Origin of the sequence: Mycobacterium triplex (assembly GCF_000689255.1) — a bacterium.
Classification (GTDB): Bacteria; Actinomycetota; Actinomycetes; order Mycobacteriales; family Mycobacteriaceae; genus Mycobacterium; species Mycobacterium triplex.
Genome location: NZ_HG964446.1, coordinates 2,395,992 through 2,410,011 on the forward strand (window position 1 = coordinate 2,395,992; position 14,020 = coordinate 2,410,011).

16 protein-coding genes are annotated in these 14,020 nt (G+C 67.9%); 10 read left to right on the top strand and 6 right to left on the bottom strand.

The window, feature by feature from the left end; all coding sequences use genetic code 11:
* Positions 1-26 precede the first annotated feature (26 nt).
* The 4 genes from cobO to BN973_RS11160 are packed head-to-tail and all read left to right on the top strand — an operon-like array spanning position 27 to position 4,886.
* Positions 27-641 carry a cob(I)yrinic acid a,c-diamide adenosyltransferase gene (cobO, locus tag BN973_RS11145; protein WP_036468107.1) on the top strand — a complete coding sequence of 205 codons (615 nt, stop codon included), beginning with the start codon at positions 27-29 and terminating at the stop codon, positions 639-641.
* Positions 638-2,023, top strand: a complete 1,386-nt coding sequence (locus BN973_RS11150; RefSeq protein ID WP_036468108.1) for a cobyrinate a,c-diamide synthase — start codon at positions 638-640, stop codon at positions 2,021-2,023. The genes cobO and BN973_RS11150 overlap by 4 nt, the downstream gene beginning before the upstream one ends.
* 9 nt (positions 2,024-2,032) lie before the next feature.
* Positions 2,033-3,259 (top strand): uroporphyrinogen-III C-methyltransferase, encoded by a 1,227-nt coding sequence (cobA, locus tag BN973_RS11155; protein WP_036468110.1) that lies wholly within the window; start codon positions 2,033-2,035, stop codon positions 3,257-3,259.
* A 22-nt stretch (positions 3,260-3,281) separates the two neighbouring features.
* Positions 3,282-4,886: an MFS transporter gene (locus tag BN973_RS11160; protein WP_036468111.1), complete on the top strand. Its 1,605-nt coding sequence runs from the start codon at positions 3,282-3,284 to the stop codon at positions 4,884-4,886.
* Here the strand turns inward: BN973_RS11160 and BN973_RS30450 are convergent.
* The 4 genes from BN973_RS30450 to BN973_RS11180 all read right to left on the bottom strand — a co-directional run bounded on the left by BN973_RS30450 (position 4,855) and on the right by BN973_RS11180 (position 7,678).
* Positions 4,855-5,544 (bottom strand): hypothetical protein, encoded by a 690-nt coding sequence (locus tag BN973_RS30450; protein WP_198048914.1) that lies wholly within the window; start codon positions 5,542-5,544, stop codon positions 4,855-4,857. The genes BN973_RS11160 and BN973_RS30450 overlap by 32 nt on opposite strands.
* A gap of 122 nt (positions 5,545-5,666) precedes the next feature.
* Positions 5,667-6,404 (bottom strand): hypothetical protein, encoded by a 738-nt coding sequence (locus BN973_RS11170; protein WP_036468114.1) that lies wholly within the window; start codon positions 6,402-6,404, stop codon positions 5,667-5,669.
* A gap of 45 nt (positions 6,405-6,449) precedes the next feature.
* Positions 6,450-6,755 (bottom strand): hypothetical protein, encoded by a 306-nt coding sequence (locus BN973_RS11175; RefSeq protein ID WP_036468116.1) that lies wholly within the window; start codon positions 6,753-6,755, stop codon positions 6,450-6,452.
* Between the two features lie 62 nt (positions 6,756-6,817).
* Complete coding sequence (locus BN973_RS11180; protein WP_036468117.1) at positions 6,818-7,678, bottom strand: SDR family NAD(P)-dependent oxidoreductase; 861 nt, start codon at positions 7,676-7,678, stop codon at positions 6,818-6,820.
* A 243-nt stretch (positions 7,679-7,921) separates the two neighbouring features.
* Between BN973_RS11180 and BN973_RS11185 the strand changes: the two genes are divergently transcribed.
* Together BN973_RS11185 and BN973_RS11190 are read left to right on the top strand one after the other, a co-directional pair.
* Positions 7,922-8,494, top strand: coding sequence for a CGNR zinc finger domain-containing protein (locus BN973_RS11185; RefSeq protein ID WP_139830274.1), 573 nt, complete (start codon positions 7,922-7,924; stop codon positions 8,492-8,494).
* A gap of 44 nt (positions 8,495-8,538) precedes the next feature.
* On the top strand, positions 8,539-10,287 hold the full coding sequence (locus BN973_RS11190) for a proline--tRNA ligase (protein ID WP_036468118.1): 1,749 nt from the start codon (positions 8,539-8,541) through the stop codon (positions 10,285-10,287).
* 7 nt (positions 10,288-10,294) lie between these two features.
* Here BN973_RS11190 and BN973_RS11195 read toward each other — a convergent pair whose 3' ends face one another.
* Both BN973_RS11195 and BN973_RS11200 read right to left on the bottom strand, forming a co-directional pair.
* Entirely contained in the window at positions 10,295-10,741 is a 447-nt protein-coding gene (locus BN973_RS11195; protein WP_036468119.1) for a ferritin-like domain-containing protein, read from the bottom strand.
* Positions 10,738-11,277: a hypothetical protein gene (locus tag BN973_RS11200; protein ID WP_084163366.1), complete on the bottom strand. Its 540-nt coding sequence runs from the start codon at positions 11,275-11,277 to the stop codon at positions 10,738-10,740. The genes BN973_RS11195 and BN973_RS11200 overlap by 4 nt, the downstream gene beginning before the upstream one ends.
* 203 nt (positions 11,278-11,480) lie before the next feature.
* Here BN973_RS11200 and rimP point away from each other — a divergent pair, with 203 nt between their 5' ends.
* The 4 genes from rimP to BN973_RS31645 form a co-directional block, all read left to right on the top strand.
* Entirely contained in the window at positions 11,481-12,008 is a 528-nt protein-coding gene (gene rimP / locus BN973_RS11205) for a ribosome maturation factor RimP (protein ID WP_036468121.1), read from the top strand.
* Entirely contained in the window at positions 12,005-13,060 is a 1,056-nt protein-coding gene (gene nusA / locus BN973_RS11210; protein WP_036468123.1) for a transcription termination factor NusA, read from the top strand. The genes rimP and nusA overlap by 4 nt, the downstream gene beginning before the upstream one ends.
* A gap of 186 nt (positions 13,061-13,246) precedes the next feature.
* Complete coding sequence (locus BN973_RS11215) at positions 13,247-13,495, top strand: YlxR family protein (RefSeq protein WP_414097590.1); 249 nt, start codon at positions 13,247-13,249, stop codon at positions 13,493-13,495.
* A 63-nt stretch (positions 13,496-13,558) separates the two neighbouring features.
* On the top strand, positions 13,559-14,020 hold a 462-nt coding region (locus BN973_RS31645; protein ID WP_036468124.1), incomplete at its 3' end, for a translation initiation factor IF-2 N-terminal domain-containing protein.

Below are 14,020 nucleotides of genomic sequence, written 5' to 3' on the forward strand. Positions count from 1 at the left end.
GCCGCAACAAGAGGAGTCGTGCCCTTATGCCACAGGGAATCCCACCGCAGGTCCCGGACGACGGGCTGAGCACCCGGGCCCGGCGCAACCTGCCGCTGCTGGCGGTGCACACCGGCGACGGCAAGGGCAAGTCGACCGCGGCGTTCGGAATGGCGTTGCGCGCGTGGAACGCCCGCCTGGACGTCGCGGTGTTTCAGTTCGTCAAGAGCGCGAAGTGGAAGGTGGGAGAGGAAGCCGTTTTCCGCCAGCTGGGTCGGCTGCACGACGAGCACGGTGCCGGGGGAGCGGTGGAATGGCACAAGATGGGCAGCGGTTGGTCCTGGTCGCGTAAGGCCGGCACCGAGGACGACCACGCGGCCGCGGCCGCCGACGGCTGGGCCGAGATCGCGCGCCGGCTGGCCGAGCAGCGGCACGACTTCTACGTGCTCGACGAGTTCACCTACCCGCTGAAGTGGGGCTGGGTCGATGTCGACGAGGTGGTGGACGTGTTGGCCGCCCGCCCCGGTCATCAGCATGTGGTGATCACCGGACGCGCCGCCCCGCCGCGACTGGTCGAGGCCGCCGACCTGGTCACCGAGATGACCAAGGTCAAGCACCCGATGGATGCCGGACGCAAGGGCCAGAAGGGCATCGAGTGGTGAACGCCCCCGCGGTCGTCGTCGCCGCGCCCGCGTCGGGCAGCGGAAAGACCACGATCGCAACGGGTTTGATCGGCGCCCTGCGCCGGGCCGGGCATACGGTGGCCCCGTTCAAGGTGGGCCCGGACTTCATCGATCCCGGCTACCACGGGCTGGCCGCCGGCCGGCCAGGACGCAATCTCGATCCGGTGATGGTGACCGAATCGTTGATCGGCCCGCTGTATGCGCACGGCGCCGCCGGTGCCGACATCGCGGTGATCGAGGGGGTGATGGGGCTGTTCGACGGGCGGATCGGGCCCGACCCGGCGTCCCCGCCGCCGGGCTCGACCGCGCACGTCGCCGCTCTGGTGGGCGCGCCGGTGATCCTGGTCGTCGACGCGCGGGGCCAGAGCCACAGCATTGCCGCACTGCTGCACGGCTTTTCGACATTCGATACCGCAACCCGGATCGCCGGGGTGATCCTCAACCGGGTGGGATCACCCCGACACGAGCAGGTCTTGCGCCAGGCCTGCGAGACCACCGGCATCCCGGTATTGGGCGCCATCCCGCGTACCGCCGAATTGGAGCTGCCGACAAGGTATTTGGGCCTGGTCACCGCGGTCGAATACGGACGGCGGGCCCGGCTCGCGGTCGAGGCGATGACCGCCCTGATCGCGCGGCACGTCGACCTCGCCGCGGTAATGGCGGTCGCGCGAAGCCAGAACACCAGCGCGCCGTGGGATCCCGTTGCCGCGGTGGGGGAGACGGCCGGTGGCCGCACCACGGTCGCGATGGCCGCCGGCAAGGCCTTCAGCTTCGGCTACGCCGAACACGCCGAGTTGCTGCGCGCCGCCGGCGCCGAGGTGGTCGAGTTCGACCCGCTGGTCGACACGTTGCCCGACGGCACCGACGCGGTGCTGCTGCCGGGCGGTTTCCCCGAGCAGTTCACCGCCGACCTGTCCGCCAATGAAGTTGTGCGACAGCAGATTCGCGAGTTAGCCGCCGTCGGTGCGCCGGTGCACGCCGAATGCGCCGGGCTGATCTACCTGGCTTCCGAACTCGACGGATACCCGATGTGCGGGGTGCTGGGCGGATCGGCGCGGTTCACCCCGCAGCTGAAGCTGGCGTATCGCGACGCGGTCGCGGTGGTCGATTCGGCGCTGTATGCCGCCGGGGCGCGGGTGGTCGGACACGAATTCCACCGCACCGTGCTCACCTTCACCGAGAGCTACCAGCCCGCCTGGGTCTACCGGGCCGCCGACGCGGCGCCGATCCGCGACGGCGTCGTGCACGCCGGGGTGCACGCGTCGTATCTGCACACCCACCCGGCCGCGGCGCCGGGCGCGGTGGCGCGTTTCGTCGCAACGGCCGTGGCGCGGGAGGGGCGCACGGGTGTGGACTACTAGGCTTGCCGGGTGACCGAGAGCCCCTACCTCGTCGGATTGCGGCTGACCGGCAAGAAGGTCGTCGTGGTCGGCGGAGGCACGGTCGCCCAGCGCCGGCTACCCCTGCTCATCTCCAGCGGCGCCGACGTACAGGTGATCACCCGCAGCGCCACCCCCGCCGTCGAGGCGATGAGCGGAATCACCCTCACGGTGCGCGAATACCGCGACGGCGACCTGGACGGGGCGTGGTACGCGATCGCGGCCACCAACGACGCCGCGGTCAACGAGGCCGTCGTCGCCGAGGCCGACAGCCGCCAGATCTTCTGCGTGCGCGCCGACATCGCCATCGAGGGCACCGCGGTGACCCCGGCGTCGTTCGATTACGCCGGGCTGTCGGTGGGGGTGCTGGCCGGCGGCGAGCACCGCAGGTCGGCGGCGATCCGCTCGGCCATCCGTGAGGCGCTGCATCAGGGCCTGATCACCCTGGAAAGCCCGGTGAGTGCCGACGTCGTGCGGGGCGGGGTGGCGCTGATCGGCGGCGGGCCAGGTGACCCGGAGCTGATCACCGTGCGCGGCCGCCGGCTGCTGGCGGCGGCCGACGTCGTGGTCGCCGACCGGCTGGCCCCGCCCGAATTGCTGGCCGAGCTGGCGCCGCACGTCGAAGTCATCGATGCCGCCAAGATCCCGTACGGCCGGGCCATGGCCCAGGACGCGATCAACGACGTCATGATCGAGCGGGCCCGGGCCGGACGCTTCGTCGTGCGCCTCAAAGGGGGCGACCCGTTCGTGTTCGCCCGCGGCTACGAGGAAGTCATCGCGTGCGCCGACGCCGGCATTCCCGTCACGGTCGTCCCCGGTGTGACAAGTGCCATAGCGGTGCCCGCCCTGGCGGGTGTTCCGGTCACCCATCGGGCGGTAAATCACGAGTTCGTGGTGGTCAGCGGCCATCTGGCACCCGGGCATCCCGAATCGTTAGTGAATTGGAATGCACTGGCGGCGTTGTCCGGGACGATTGTCTTGCTGATGGCCGTCGAACGCATCGAACTGTTCGTGGACGCGTTGGTGCAGGGCGGTCGACCTGCGGATACGCCGGTTCTGGTGGTTCAGCACGGGACGACGCCGGCGCAGCACACGTTGCGGGCCACACTTGCCGACACGCCGCAGAAGGTTCGGGCGGAAGGGATCAGACCTCCCGCGATCATCGTGATCGGGCCCGTAGTAGGCCTGAGTGGCGTTCGGCGTTTAAACGATTCTTAAGATTACTGTAAGGTAACCCGTTATGACGGCCCTCAACGACACTGAGCGCGCGGCCCAAAATTGGACCGCTACGCGCCCCGATCGTCCGGCACCCGAGCGCACCGAGCTCCCGTCGCAAACCTCTTCCGGGACCGCCGCCACGCGCACGAGCAGGTATTACCCGACCTGGCTGCCGTCTCGCCGCTTCATCGCGGCCGTGATCGCCATCGGCGGTATGCAGCTGCTGGCAACGATGGACAGCACCGTCGCGATCGTCGCGCTTCCTAAGATTCAAAACGAGCTGAGCCTGTCCGACGCCGGCCGTAGCTGGGTGATCACCGCCTACGTGCTGACCTTCGGCGGGCTGATGCTGCTGGGCGGGCGCCTCGGCGACACCATCGGCCGCAAACGGACCTTCATCGTCGGCGTCACGCTGTTCACCATCTCCTCGGTGCTGTGCGCCGTGGCCTGGGATGAGGTAACGCTGGTCATCGCCCGGCTGCTGCAGGGTGTCGGCTCGGCGATCGCGTCGCCGACCGGTCTGGCCCTGGTCGCCACGACGTTCGCCAAGGGCCCGGCGCGCAACGCGGCCACCGCGGTGTTCGCCGCCATGACCGCGATCGGCTCGGTGATGGGCCTGGTCGTCGGCGGGGCGCTGACCGAGGTCTCCTGGCGGCTGGCGTTCCTGGTGAACGTGCCGATCGGGCTGGTGATGATCTACCTGGCCCGCACCGCGTTGCGGGAAACCAACCGCGAGCGGATGAAGCTCGATGCCGCCGGGGCCATGCTCGCCACCTTGGCGTGTACGGCCGCCGTGTTCGCGTTCTCGATGGGCCCGGAAAATGGCTGGATGTCGATGATCACCCTCGGCTCCGCCGCGGTGGCCGTGGCCGCCGCCGTCGCGTTCGCCATCGTGGAGCGCACCGCCGAAAATCCCGTCGTGCCGTTCGGCTTGTTCCGCGACCGCAACCGGCTGGTCACGTTCACCGCGATCCTGTTGGCCGGCGGCGTGATGTTCAGCCTGACCGTCTGCATCGGCCTGTACGTCCAGGACATCTTGGGCTACAGCGCGCTGCGCGCCGGCGTCGGATTCATCCCGTTCGTCATCGCGATGGGCATCGGCCTCGGTATCTCCTCGCAGCTGGTGTCGCGGTTCTCGCCGCGGGTGCTGACCATCGGCGGCGGGTGGCTGCTGCTGCTGGCCATGATCTATGGCTGGGCGTTCATGCACCGCGGCGCGCCGTACTTCCCGAACCTGGTGCTGCCGATCGTCGTCGGCGGAATCGGCATCGGCATGGTCGTCGTCCCGCTGACGCTCGCCGCGATCGCGGGTGTCGGTTTCGACCAGATCGGCCCGGTGTCGGCGATGACCCTGATGCTGCAGAGCCTGGGCGGGCCGCTGGTGCTGGCCGTCATCCAGGCCGTCATCACCTCGCGCACGCTGTACCTGGGCGGCACCACCGGCCCGGTGAAGATCATGAACGACGCCCAATTGCGGGCGCTCGACCACGGCTACACCTATGGGCTGCTGTGGGTGGCCGGCACGGCCGTCATCGTCGGCCTTGCCGCCCTGTTCATCGGGTACACCCCGGAACAGGTCGCACACGCGCAAGAGGTCAAGGAAGCCATCGACGCCGGCGAGCTGTAGCTGCCGGCGGGGCCGTTCGAATCGCGGCCAGGGCGCGCCAATCCCATGAAGAGGGTTTAGTTGTGCCCATACGCCGCGGTTGTCGAGGAGGCGCGGGATCTCGGCTCAATACAGCCAACGCTTCTCTTCCGTATGCGCGTATCTCTTCGGGAACCAATTGCCACGACTTGTGGCTTGCGTCTCGAAGCTCTCGCTCCAGCAGTTGTATCCGCCCCCTGTCACTGCCGCCGCCGAGGCGTTCAGCTTCAAGGGACGCGTCGACGACGGTGCACGCCAACAATGCGGCATCATCCAAATGACGCTCGCGAGCACGCGAATCCTCCTTGTAAGCAGCGCTTTTCAGTACCAATGCGCCAGGCGTGTCGGGAAGGCTGAATGTGAGGCTGCTTTCTTCTTCGCGCTCGATCGTGCAGTCCACCGTCTTCCGTAACGCGGATGTACCAGCAGGCACTTGGAAGAGCTTGTGGCCGTGCACTTCTGGCACATGGTCTGGGGGAATCCGATCTGCCGCCATCACGTCGACACGATCATCCCCGCGAGTGAGTCGATGTACTGGATTACCTTTCCCTGCCGGTAATTGGATCTGATAACCAAGGCTTTCAAGAGCCGCCCTCGCGGCTGGGAAGGTGATTGCACCAGTCTCGATATGGAGAACCATATCGACGTCCGTCGTGGCCCTCGGCACGGCGAGGCCAGCATGTGCGAGATGCAACTGAACCATCAGGCCACCGATGAGCGTCCACCGGTCGGGACTTGACCGGCTGCCGCCAGCCGTCCAACTCAGCCGACGGCATAGTCGGTGAGTTCGATGCCGATCAGCAGGGCCTCGGGGACGCTCAGCGGACCTGGTCGGCTATCGGCGTTGAGCGGCACGACTTTTCGTAGCGACGGGAATTGAAAGCCCTCGTGCTCGGTGTAGTCGAACAGATAGTGTGCGGCGAGCGGGGCGGGGATGACGTCGACCGAGTAGTCGTGGCGCGCTATCAGCCCGTTGCCGTCGATGTAGAGATCTTGCACCGAGGTGTGCGTGGCGATGTGCGACGGGAAGGTCAGCCGCAGCCGACGCCACTTCTCCCCGGATTCCGCGATCCAGGGATCGATCTCTTGGGCGTCGACGTCCGGTCGTGCGCCGAGGAAGGGCAAGTTGAGGTACGTCCACATCGCGCAGCCGGCGAAATATAGGCAGTGCAAGTGATCCCACGGTGTGTCGAGGGTGTGGCCGTTGAATGCTTCACGAGGGTGGGAGCGCTCCTGCAGGATCGTTCCGTCTGCCGATTCGATCCGCACGCTGTCAGGGCCGTAGAAGCCGCGGCGGCCTTCACCTGTGAAGGCGTCGACTCGCATCGACTGGCTGATGGTTGCGGCCTGGAAGGTGCTCCACCGGGAAAAGATGTTCGGGTGGCCTTTTCGTGACCACGTCTGCCCCCAGGAACGCAGCGAGGTGGTAACGGTACGAACCTCACGCCAGCGGTCGATGCCACCGTGCGCGGCGAGTACGGAGTCGAGCAGATCGCTCATGTCATTTTCCTTGCTCTCGGTTGTGGTAGCGCCCGCGGTTCTGGGTCAGATTGGGGCCGAAGCTGTTTCAGCGGTAATCCACCTGGTTGCGTGAAGGTCACCGGACTGGAAAGGCTCCATCCGTGCCAGCACACGCTTCCGGTCTGGACTGGTGATCCATCGCTCGGCTTGTTGGGGTGTCCGGAAAGACATCCGGAAAAAGCAGCGGTCCGGTTCGTCCGGGCGCGTCATCTGCCGGATGCCGATGAAGCCGGGATAGCGGCCGGCGATTGCCTCGATCTCGCGTATCCATGCCGGAAACCGTTGTCGCCCTTCGGCGGTGAAGAAGTGCTCGACGAAAAGCTCGATCACGGCGTGTTTCCCTCCGGGTGGTGAACCGGCCCCGCCGAACCGACGGGGCCAGTTCAGTGGCGTTAATCGAGCGGACAGACTCGGTCGGCGTCGCCGTCGACGGCGACGCTGACTGCTTCCCAGGCCTCCAGATTGGCCAGTCGGGACTGCAGCGTCTTGCGGATGGTGTTGACCGCGACGCTGCCGGTGGCCAGCCGCAACGGTGGCTCGTCGGCGTCGACGGCGGCCAGAATCGCGGTCGCGATCGGCTCGGGCAAGTTGAAGTGCTCCGGCGGCAGTTCACGAATGGCCTTGAGTGCTTCCCGCACCGTCTGGTCGTAGTCGGCGATTTCGGGTGCGCGATCGAGATTGCCGCGGAATCCGGTTTCCGACGGGCCGGGCTCCACCATGGTCACGTGGATGCCCAACGGTTTCAGTTCTTCGTAGAGGCCGTCGGACAAACCTTCCTTGGCGTAGTTGAATGCTGAGATCAAACCCATTCCGGCGCTGGCGCTTTGGCCGCGGTAAGCGGTCACCGAGACGATGTGCCCCGAACGCTGGGCGCGCAGGGACGGCAGCGTCGCCCGCAGCACATTGAGTGTGCCGAAGACGTTGGTCTCGAAGGCGGCCCGTACCTGGGCGTCCGTCGCTTCTTCGACGCCGCCCCACAGCCCGTAACCGGCGCTGTTGACCACGACGTCGATCCGGCCGAACTTTTCCAGCCCTTGCGTCACGGCGTCCTCGATCTGTGACTGATCACGAATGTCGGCACTGTGAACCAGCACTTGCCGTGGGTGCTCTGCGACGAGCTCCTTGAGAGGCTCGGTATTGCGGGCCAGCCCGACGACGTTGTCGCCGCGGCGTATTGCCGCCTGCGTCAGGGCCAACCCCATGCCGGAGCTGGCGCCAGTGATGAACCAATTGCGATGCGGTGTGTTTGTCATGTTATTACCGTAATCACTACGACTATAACAAGTCAAACAGTTGGGGAAGAAAAATTACTGGCAAAACGCTGTGAGTAGTAACTGCGCTTTGCTCATCGATCCGCTCCTCATCCGGGGGCGGCCTGGTAACCGGTAAGGATCCGGTGGCTTTTTGGTGGTGCCGCGCGCTTGCCGGCGGGTAAACGGCGTCGGCGGATAGGCTGTAACGCGCTGTGAGCGCAGAGGGAACGGAGGAGGTGCATCGTGGTGGGTTCGGGTGGCGCGCCTGCCGGCGCCGATCCGGCCGAGCTGGTGCTGGCCTTCGCCAATACGCACGACCACCGCGGTCGAGTGCCGGACAGGCTTTCCGATGCCGCCGGACTTCGGAAGTGGTTGGCCGCTTACGGTGCGGACGGCACCGTCTCGATCACTCCGGCCGACGTGATCGAGGCACGTGAGATTCGCGACGCGCTGGTGACGGTCCTGCTCACGCATGTCGATGCCGACGCCGCCGGCGAAGACGAACTCAGTGCTGCAGAATCTGCACTGCGCCGAGCAGCGCATCGATATCCATTGCAGGCCAACATTACTCGAGATGCAGCGGGGCTGGTGTCCACGCAGGCGGGACTGGCGGGCGCGCTGGGTTCGATGCTGGCCGCGGTGGTCGAGCTGTCCCAGTCTGGAGCGTGGAACCGGGTGAAGGCATGCCGTAACTGTCATCACGGCTTCGTCGACCAGAGTCGCAACTCGTCGGGGACCTTCTGCCGGGCCCAATGCCGGTCTCAGGCGGGCATGCGGGCTTACCGCAGCCGTCACCGCCCCGACCCCGAGAGCTGAACCGGCCTGCGCAACACTGGCGGGCGGCACTAGGCTGGCCCGCTGTGATCACCCGGATGTCCGAGCTGTTCCTGCGCACCCTGCGCGACGACCCCGCCGACGCCGAAGTGCCCAGCCACAAACTGCTGGCGCGAGCCGGATACATCCGGCAGGTCGCCCCCGGGCTGTACAGCTGGCTGCCGCTGGGGCTGCGGGTGCTGCGCAACATCGAGCGTGTCGTCCGCGAAGAGATGAATGCGATTGGCGGGCAGGAGATTCTGTTCCCCGGGCTGCTGCCGCGCGGGCCGTACGAGACGACGAACCGCTGGACCGAATACGGCGACGGGGTGTTCCGCGTAAAGGACCGCCGCGGCAACGACTACATGCTCGCCCCCACCCACGAAGAGTTCTTCACCCTGGCCGTCAAGGGCGAGTACAGCTCCTACAAGGACTTCCCGCTGACGCTGTACCAGATTCAGATCAAGTACCGCGACGAGGCGCGGCCGCGGGCCGGCATCCTGCGGGCCCGGGAATTCGTGATGAAGGACTCCTATTCCTTCGACATCGACGCGGCCGGGCTCAAGGCCGCCTACCACGCGCACCGCGAGGCCTACCAGCGCATCTTCGACCGGCTGCGGGTTCGCTATGTCATCGTGTCGGCGGTATCGGGCGCGATGGGCGGCAGCGCATCCGAAGAGTTCCTGGCCGAGAGCCCGATCGGCGAGGACACCTTCGTCCGGTGCGTGGAATCCGGATACGCGGCCAACGTCGAAGCGGTCATCACCGCGGCGCCCGAGGTCCGGCCGATCGACGGGCTGCCCGACGCGGTCGTGCACGACACCGGTGACACGCCGACCATCGCGACGCTGGTGCAGTGGGCCAACAGCGCCGGCCTGGGCCGCACTGTCACCGCGGCGGACACGCTGAAGAACGTCATGGTCAAGGTCCGCCAACCCGGCGGGGAGTGGGAGCTGCTGGCCATCGGGGTGCCCGGTGATCGCGAGGTCGACGACAAACGGCTGGGCGCCGCGCTCGAGCCGGCCGAATACGCGTTGCTCGACGACGCGGACTTCGTCAAGTACCCCTTCCTGGTCAAGGGTTATATCGGTCCAAAGGCCTTGCGGGACAACAAGGTTCGTTACCTCGTCGACCCGCGCGTGGTGGACGGCACCAGCTGGATCACCGGCGCCGACGAACCGGGCCGCCATGTGGTGGGACTGGTGGCCGGACGCGATTTCACCGCCGACGGCACGATCGAGGCCGCCGAGGTGCGCGAAGGCGACCCGTCCCCGGACGGGGCCGGCCCGCTGGTCATGGCGCGCGGCATCGAGATCGGGCACATCTTCCAGCTGGGGCGCAAGTACACCGACGCGTTCGCCGTCGACGTGCTCGGCGAGGACGGCAAGCCGGTGCGACTCACGATGGGCTCCTACGGCATCGGGGTGTCGCGGCTGGTCGCCGTCGTCGCCGAGCAACACCATGACGAGCTGGGCCTGCGCTGGCCCGCCTCGATCGCGCCGTTCGACGTGCACCTGGTGATCGCCAACAAGGACCCCGGGGCACGCGACGGAGCCACCACGCTGGCCGCCGACCTGGACCGGTTGGGCCTCGAGGTGCTGCTGGATGACCGCACCGCCTCGCCCGGGGTCAAGTTCAAGGACGCCGAGCTGCTCGGGATGCCCTGGATCGTGGTGGTCGGGCGGGGCTGGGCCGACGGCGTGGTGGAGCTGCGCGACCGCTTCGGCGGACAGACCCGCGAGTTGGCGACCGGGGTTTCGCTGGCCACCGACATCGTGGCGGCGCTGACGGGGTAGCCCGGGGCTACTCGTTGCCGCCCGGGAAACTGCTGGTGATCGGCCACGCGCCCAGGATGCGGCTCCACCGGGCGCCCATCACCGCGCTCTGCGTCAGCGCCGTGGCGGCGAACGCCCGGTCGTCGGCGGTTTCGGCGTGCTCGGTGACCGCGCGCCACGCCGTCGCACCGTCGCCTTCCATCCGTACCGCCAGGCGCGCCGCATCGGCCGGACTGGCCACCAGCAGGGGCAACTGATACCCGGCGGCGGCGGGCGGCGGGGTGACCTTGCGGGCGGCCAGCATGGCGATCACGTCGTCGCGCCGCTGGCGGTGCTGCAGCAGCGCCTCCAACACCAGGTTGTTGACGCTGGGTGGCGACAGCGCGGACACGATGCCGTAGCCGTAGATCGTCGAGTGCTCGACGGCCAGCGCATCGGACAGCGCCGCGTTGTCGGCGTCTTTGCCCGAGGTCATATCGACGGCCCCCCGGGGACCAGGGCAACCTGGTACGAAGCCGTGCAGGACGCGGCGATCGACGCCAGCAGGCCGGCCCGATAGCCCGACTCGCCGGCCACCAGGCGAGCCGCGTTGTCGGCCGAGGTCTTCAGTGCATTGATGACGTCGGACACCGCGGGTGGTGGCGGCGGCGGCCCCGCCGGCGCGGCCGTCGGGCTGGGGCTCGTCGTCTCGCTCGACGAAGCGGTCAGCTTGCCGGCCGCCCGGGCGATCTCGGTGGACAGCGCGCGGGCATGGGCGGCGCGCTGGTTTGCGACCACCGACAGCGCCGCGGCGATCTGCGGTGCGACGCCGACGGCGGCGGCGGCCGCACCGGCGAGCGCGCTGTCGTGTCTGGCCTGGTCCAACGGACCCAGCAGTTGTTCGACGGCAGGGGGTTTCGGCGGGGATTCGCCACAGGCGGAGACGACCACCCCGAGCGCGGCGAGCGCGGCACCCCCGGCGAGCACACCCCGCCGATTGGTGACTCCTACAGCGCTAGGCACGCCCAACATCCTGCCATTGGCCGCGAGCCGGTCATGCCGCGGAGGACCTTGGACTGCGCGATCACCTCGTCAAACGCGATTCCTGGCGTATCGTTGGTAGCCGGTTCTCGCGGAACGTGAAGCCGTTCCACCGGGACGCCGGAAGCCGCCCGAAGTCCGATGGGCGCCGACTTGAACCAGATGACCGGACAACTCAAGATGAGGAGCTCGCCGTGACCACCGGGCTACCGTCGCAGACGCAGGTGATCGAGCTACTCGGTGGCGAGTTCGCGCGCGCCGGCTATGAGATCGAAGACGTGGTCATCGATTCCCGGGTGCGCCCGCCGCGAATCACCGTGATCGCCGATGGCGACACCGCTCTGGACCTGGACACCGTGGCGACGCTGTCACGTTCGGCGTCGGCTTTGCTGGACGGCCTGGACACCATCGGCGACAGCTATGTTCTCGAGGTCTCCTCGCCCGGCGTGGACCGTCCGCTCACCAACGAGAAACACTTCCGCCGCGCCCGTGGCCGCAAGGTCGAGCTGGCGTTGACGGACGGATCGCAGTTGACCGGTCGGGTGGGTCAGACCCGCGCCGACGAGGTAGCGCTGGTGGTCCGCGACGGCGGCGGCTGGGCGGTGCGCGAGATTCCGCTCGCCGAGATCGCGAAAGCTGTTGTCCAGGTTGAGTTTTCGTCGCCATCGGCAGCCGAGCTGGAATTGGCGGGTGCGGGTGAGAGAACGGAGGCCGGAGCATGAACATCGACATGGCCGCGTTGCACGCGATCGAGGTGGACCGGGGCATCTCGGTCAACGAGTTGCTCGAGACGATCAAGTCGGCGTTGCTGACCGCCTACCGGCACACCCAGGGCCACCAGAACGATGCGCGGATCGAGATCGACCGCAAGACCGGCGTGGTGAAGGTGATGGCCCGCGAGGTCGATGAGGACGGCAACGTCATCAGCGAGTGGGACGACACCCCCGAGGGTTTCGGCCGCATCGCGGCGACCACCGCACGACAGGTCATGCTGCAGCGTTTCCGCGACGCCGAGAACGAGCGCACCTACGGCGAGTTCTCCACCCGCGAGGGCGAAATCGTCGCCGGCGTGATTCAGCGCGACAGCCGCGCCAACGCCCGGGGTCTGGTCGTCGTGCGGATGGGCTCGGAGACCAAGGCGTCCGAGGGCGTCATCCCGGCGGCCGAACAGGTTCCCGGCGAGAGTTACGAGCACGGCAACCGGGTGCGCTGCTACGTGGTCGGTGTGACGCGGGGCTCGCGTGAGCCGCTGATCACCTTGTCGCGCACCCACCCCAACCTGGTCCGCAAGTTGTTCTCGCTGGAAGTCCCCGAGATCGCCGACGGGTCGGTGGAGATCGTGGCCGTGGCGCGCGAGGCGGGTCACCGCTCCAAGATCGCGGTCGCGTCCCGGGTGCCGGGCCTGAACGCCAAGGGTGCCTGCATCGGTCCGATGGGCCAGCGGGTGCGCAACGTGATGAGCGAGCTCTCCGGCGAGAAGATCGACATCATCGACTTCGACGAGGACCCGGCCCGCTTCGTCGCCAACGCCTTGTCGCCGGCGAAGGTGGTCTCGGTGTCGGTCATCGACCAGACCGCCCGCGCCGCCCGTGTGGTGGTGCCGGACTTCCAGTTGTCCCTGGCCATCGGCAAGGAGGGGCAGAACGCGCGGCTGGCCGCCCGGCTGACCGGGTGGCGCATCGACATCCGCGGCGATTCGCCCGCCGGTTCCGCGGCGCAGTCGGACGACCAGCCGGAACACGGCGCCAGCCACCCGATGGCCCACGATCACTAGCGATCCGGCGCGCAGGTTACGGTGCGGTTGCGGGTGGTTCTGACCATCGGTTCCGTGACGCTAGACTGAGCCGTGATCCAGCGCGAGCCTTCGGCCTCGGCGCGCACCCACACGGGCGGACCCGTGCGGACGTGTGTCGGGTGCCGGAAGCGAGAGTTGGCCGTCCAATTGCTCCGAGTGGTGGCGGTGTCGAGCGGGAACGGCGAATACGCCGTGATCGTTGACACGGCGGCTCGCCTGCCGGGGCGGGGTGCGTGGCTGCATCCCGTACCGCGGTGCGCACACGAGGCGATTCGGCGGCGGGCTTTCACCAAAGCGTTGCGCATCGACCGTCCACCGGACACATCCGCGTTGGTCGAGTACTTACAGGTGCTCGACTCGCCCGGCAACAGAACAGGTAGCGAAGAACATGAGCACACCGTGAAGTCCCGATGACCATGCGTCATAGCTAAACCCGAGGCGCGGCCCACGACTGTCGCCTCATAGACAGGAGATGTAGTGGCAGGTAAGGCCCGCGTACACGAGTTGGCCAAGGAACTCGGTGTCACCAGCAAGGAAGTTCTCGCCCGGCTGAATGAACAGGGCGAATTCGTCAAATCCGCCTCGTCGACCGTAGAAGCGCCGGTTGCCCGACGGCTGCGCGAGTCGTTCGGCGGCAGCAAGCCCGCGGCCGCCGCCAAGAGCGCGCCGAAGAGCCCGGACCGCTCGCTCGACAAGGCGCTGGACAAGGCGATTCAAAAGCCCTCCGGCAACGGTGCGGCCGCCACCGGGCCCGCGAAGCCCGCCGAGACCGGGACACCGGCCGCCCCCGCGGCCAAGCCCGCCCCGGCGGCGCGGACCGAAACGCCCGCGGCACCGACGCCCGCGCCCAGTCGGCCCGCGCCGACGCCCGCGCGTTCCTCGGCGCCGTCCCCCGGACAGCCGACAGCGCCGGCACCCGGCCAGCAGCCGCCGTCGCCC

Coding starts and splice junctions, on each gene's coding strand:
- BN973_RS11180 (WP_036468117.1), bottom strand. CDS start 7,678: ATGACAAACACACCGCATCGCAATTGGTTCATCACTGGCGCCAGCTCC.
- BN973_RS30450 (WP_198048914.1), bottom strand. CDS start 5,544: ATGGTTCTCCATATCGAGACTGGTGCAATCACCTTCCCAGCCGCGAGG.
- nusA (WP_036468123.1), top strand. CDS start 12,005: ATGAACATCGACATGGCCGCGTTGCACGCGATCGAGGTGGACCGGGGC.
- BN973_RS11200 (WP_084163366.1), bottom strand. CDS start 11,277: ATGTTGGGCGTGCCTAGCGCTGTAGGAGTCACCAATCGGCGGGGTGTG.
- BN973_RS11195 (WP_036468119.1), bottom strand. CDS start 10,741: ATGACCTCGGGCAAAGACGCCGACAACGCGGCGCTGTCCGATGCGCTG.
- BN973_RS11160 (WP_036468111.1), top strand. CDS start 3,282: ATGACGGCCCTCAACGACACTGAGCGCGCGGCCCAAAATTGGACCGCT.
- cobO (WP_036468107.1), top strand. CDS start 27: ATGCCACAGGGAATCCCACCGCAGGTCCCGGACGACGGGCTGAGCACC.
- BN973_RS11170 (WP_036468114.1), bottom strand. CDS start 6,404: ATGAGCGATCTGCTCGACTCCGTACTCGCCGCGCACGGTGGCATCGAC.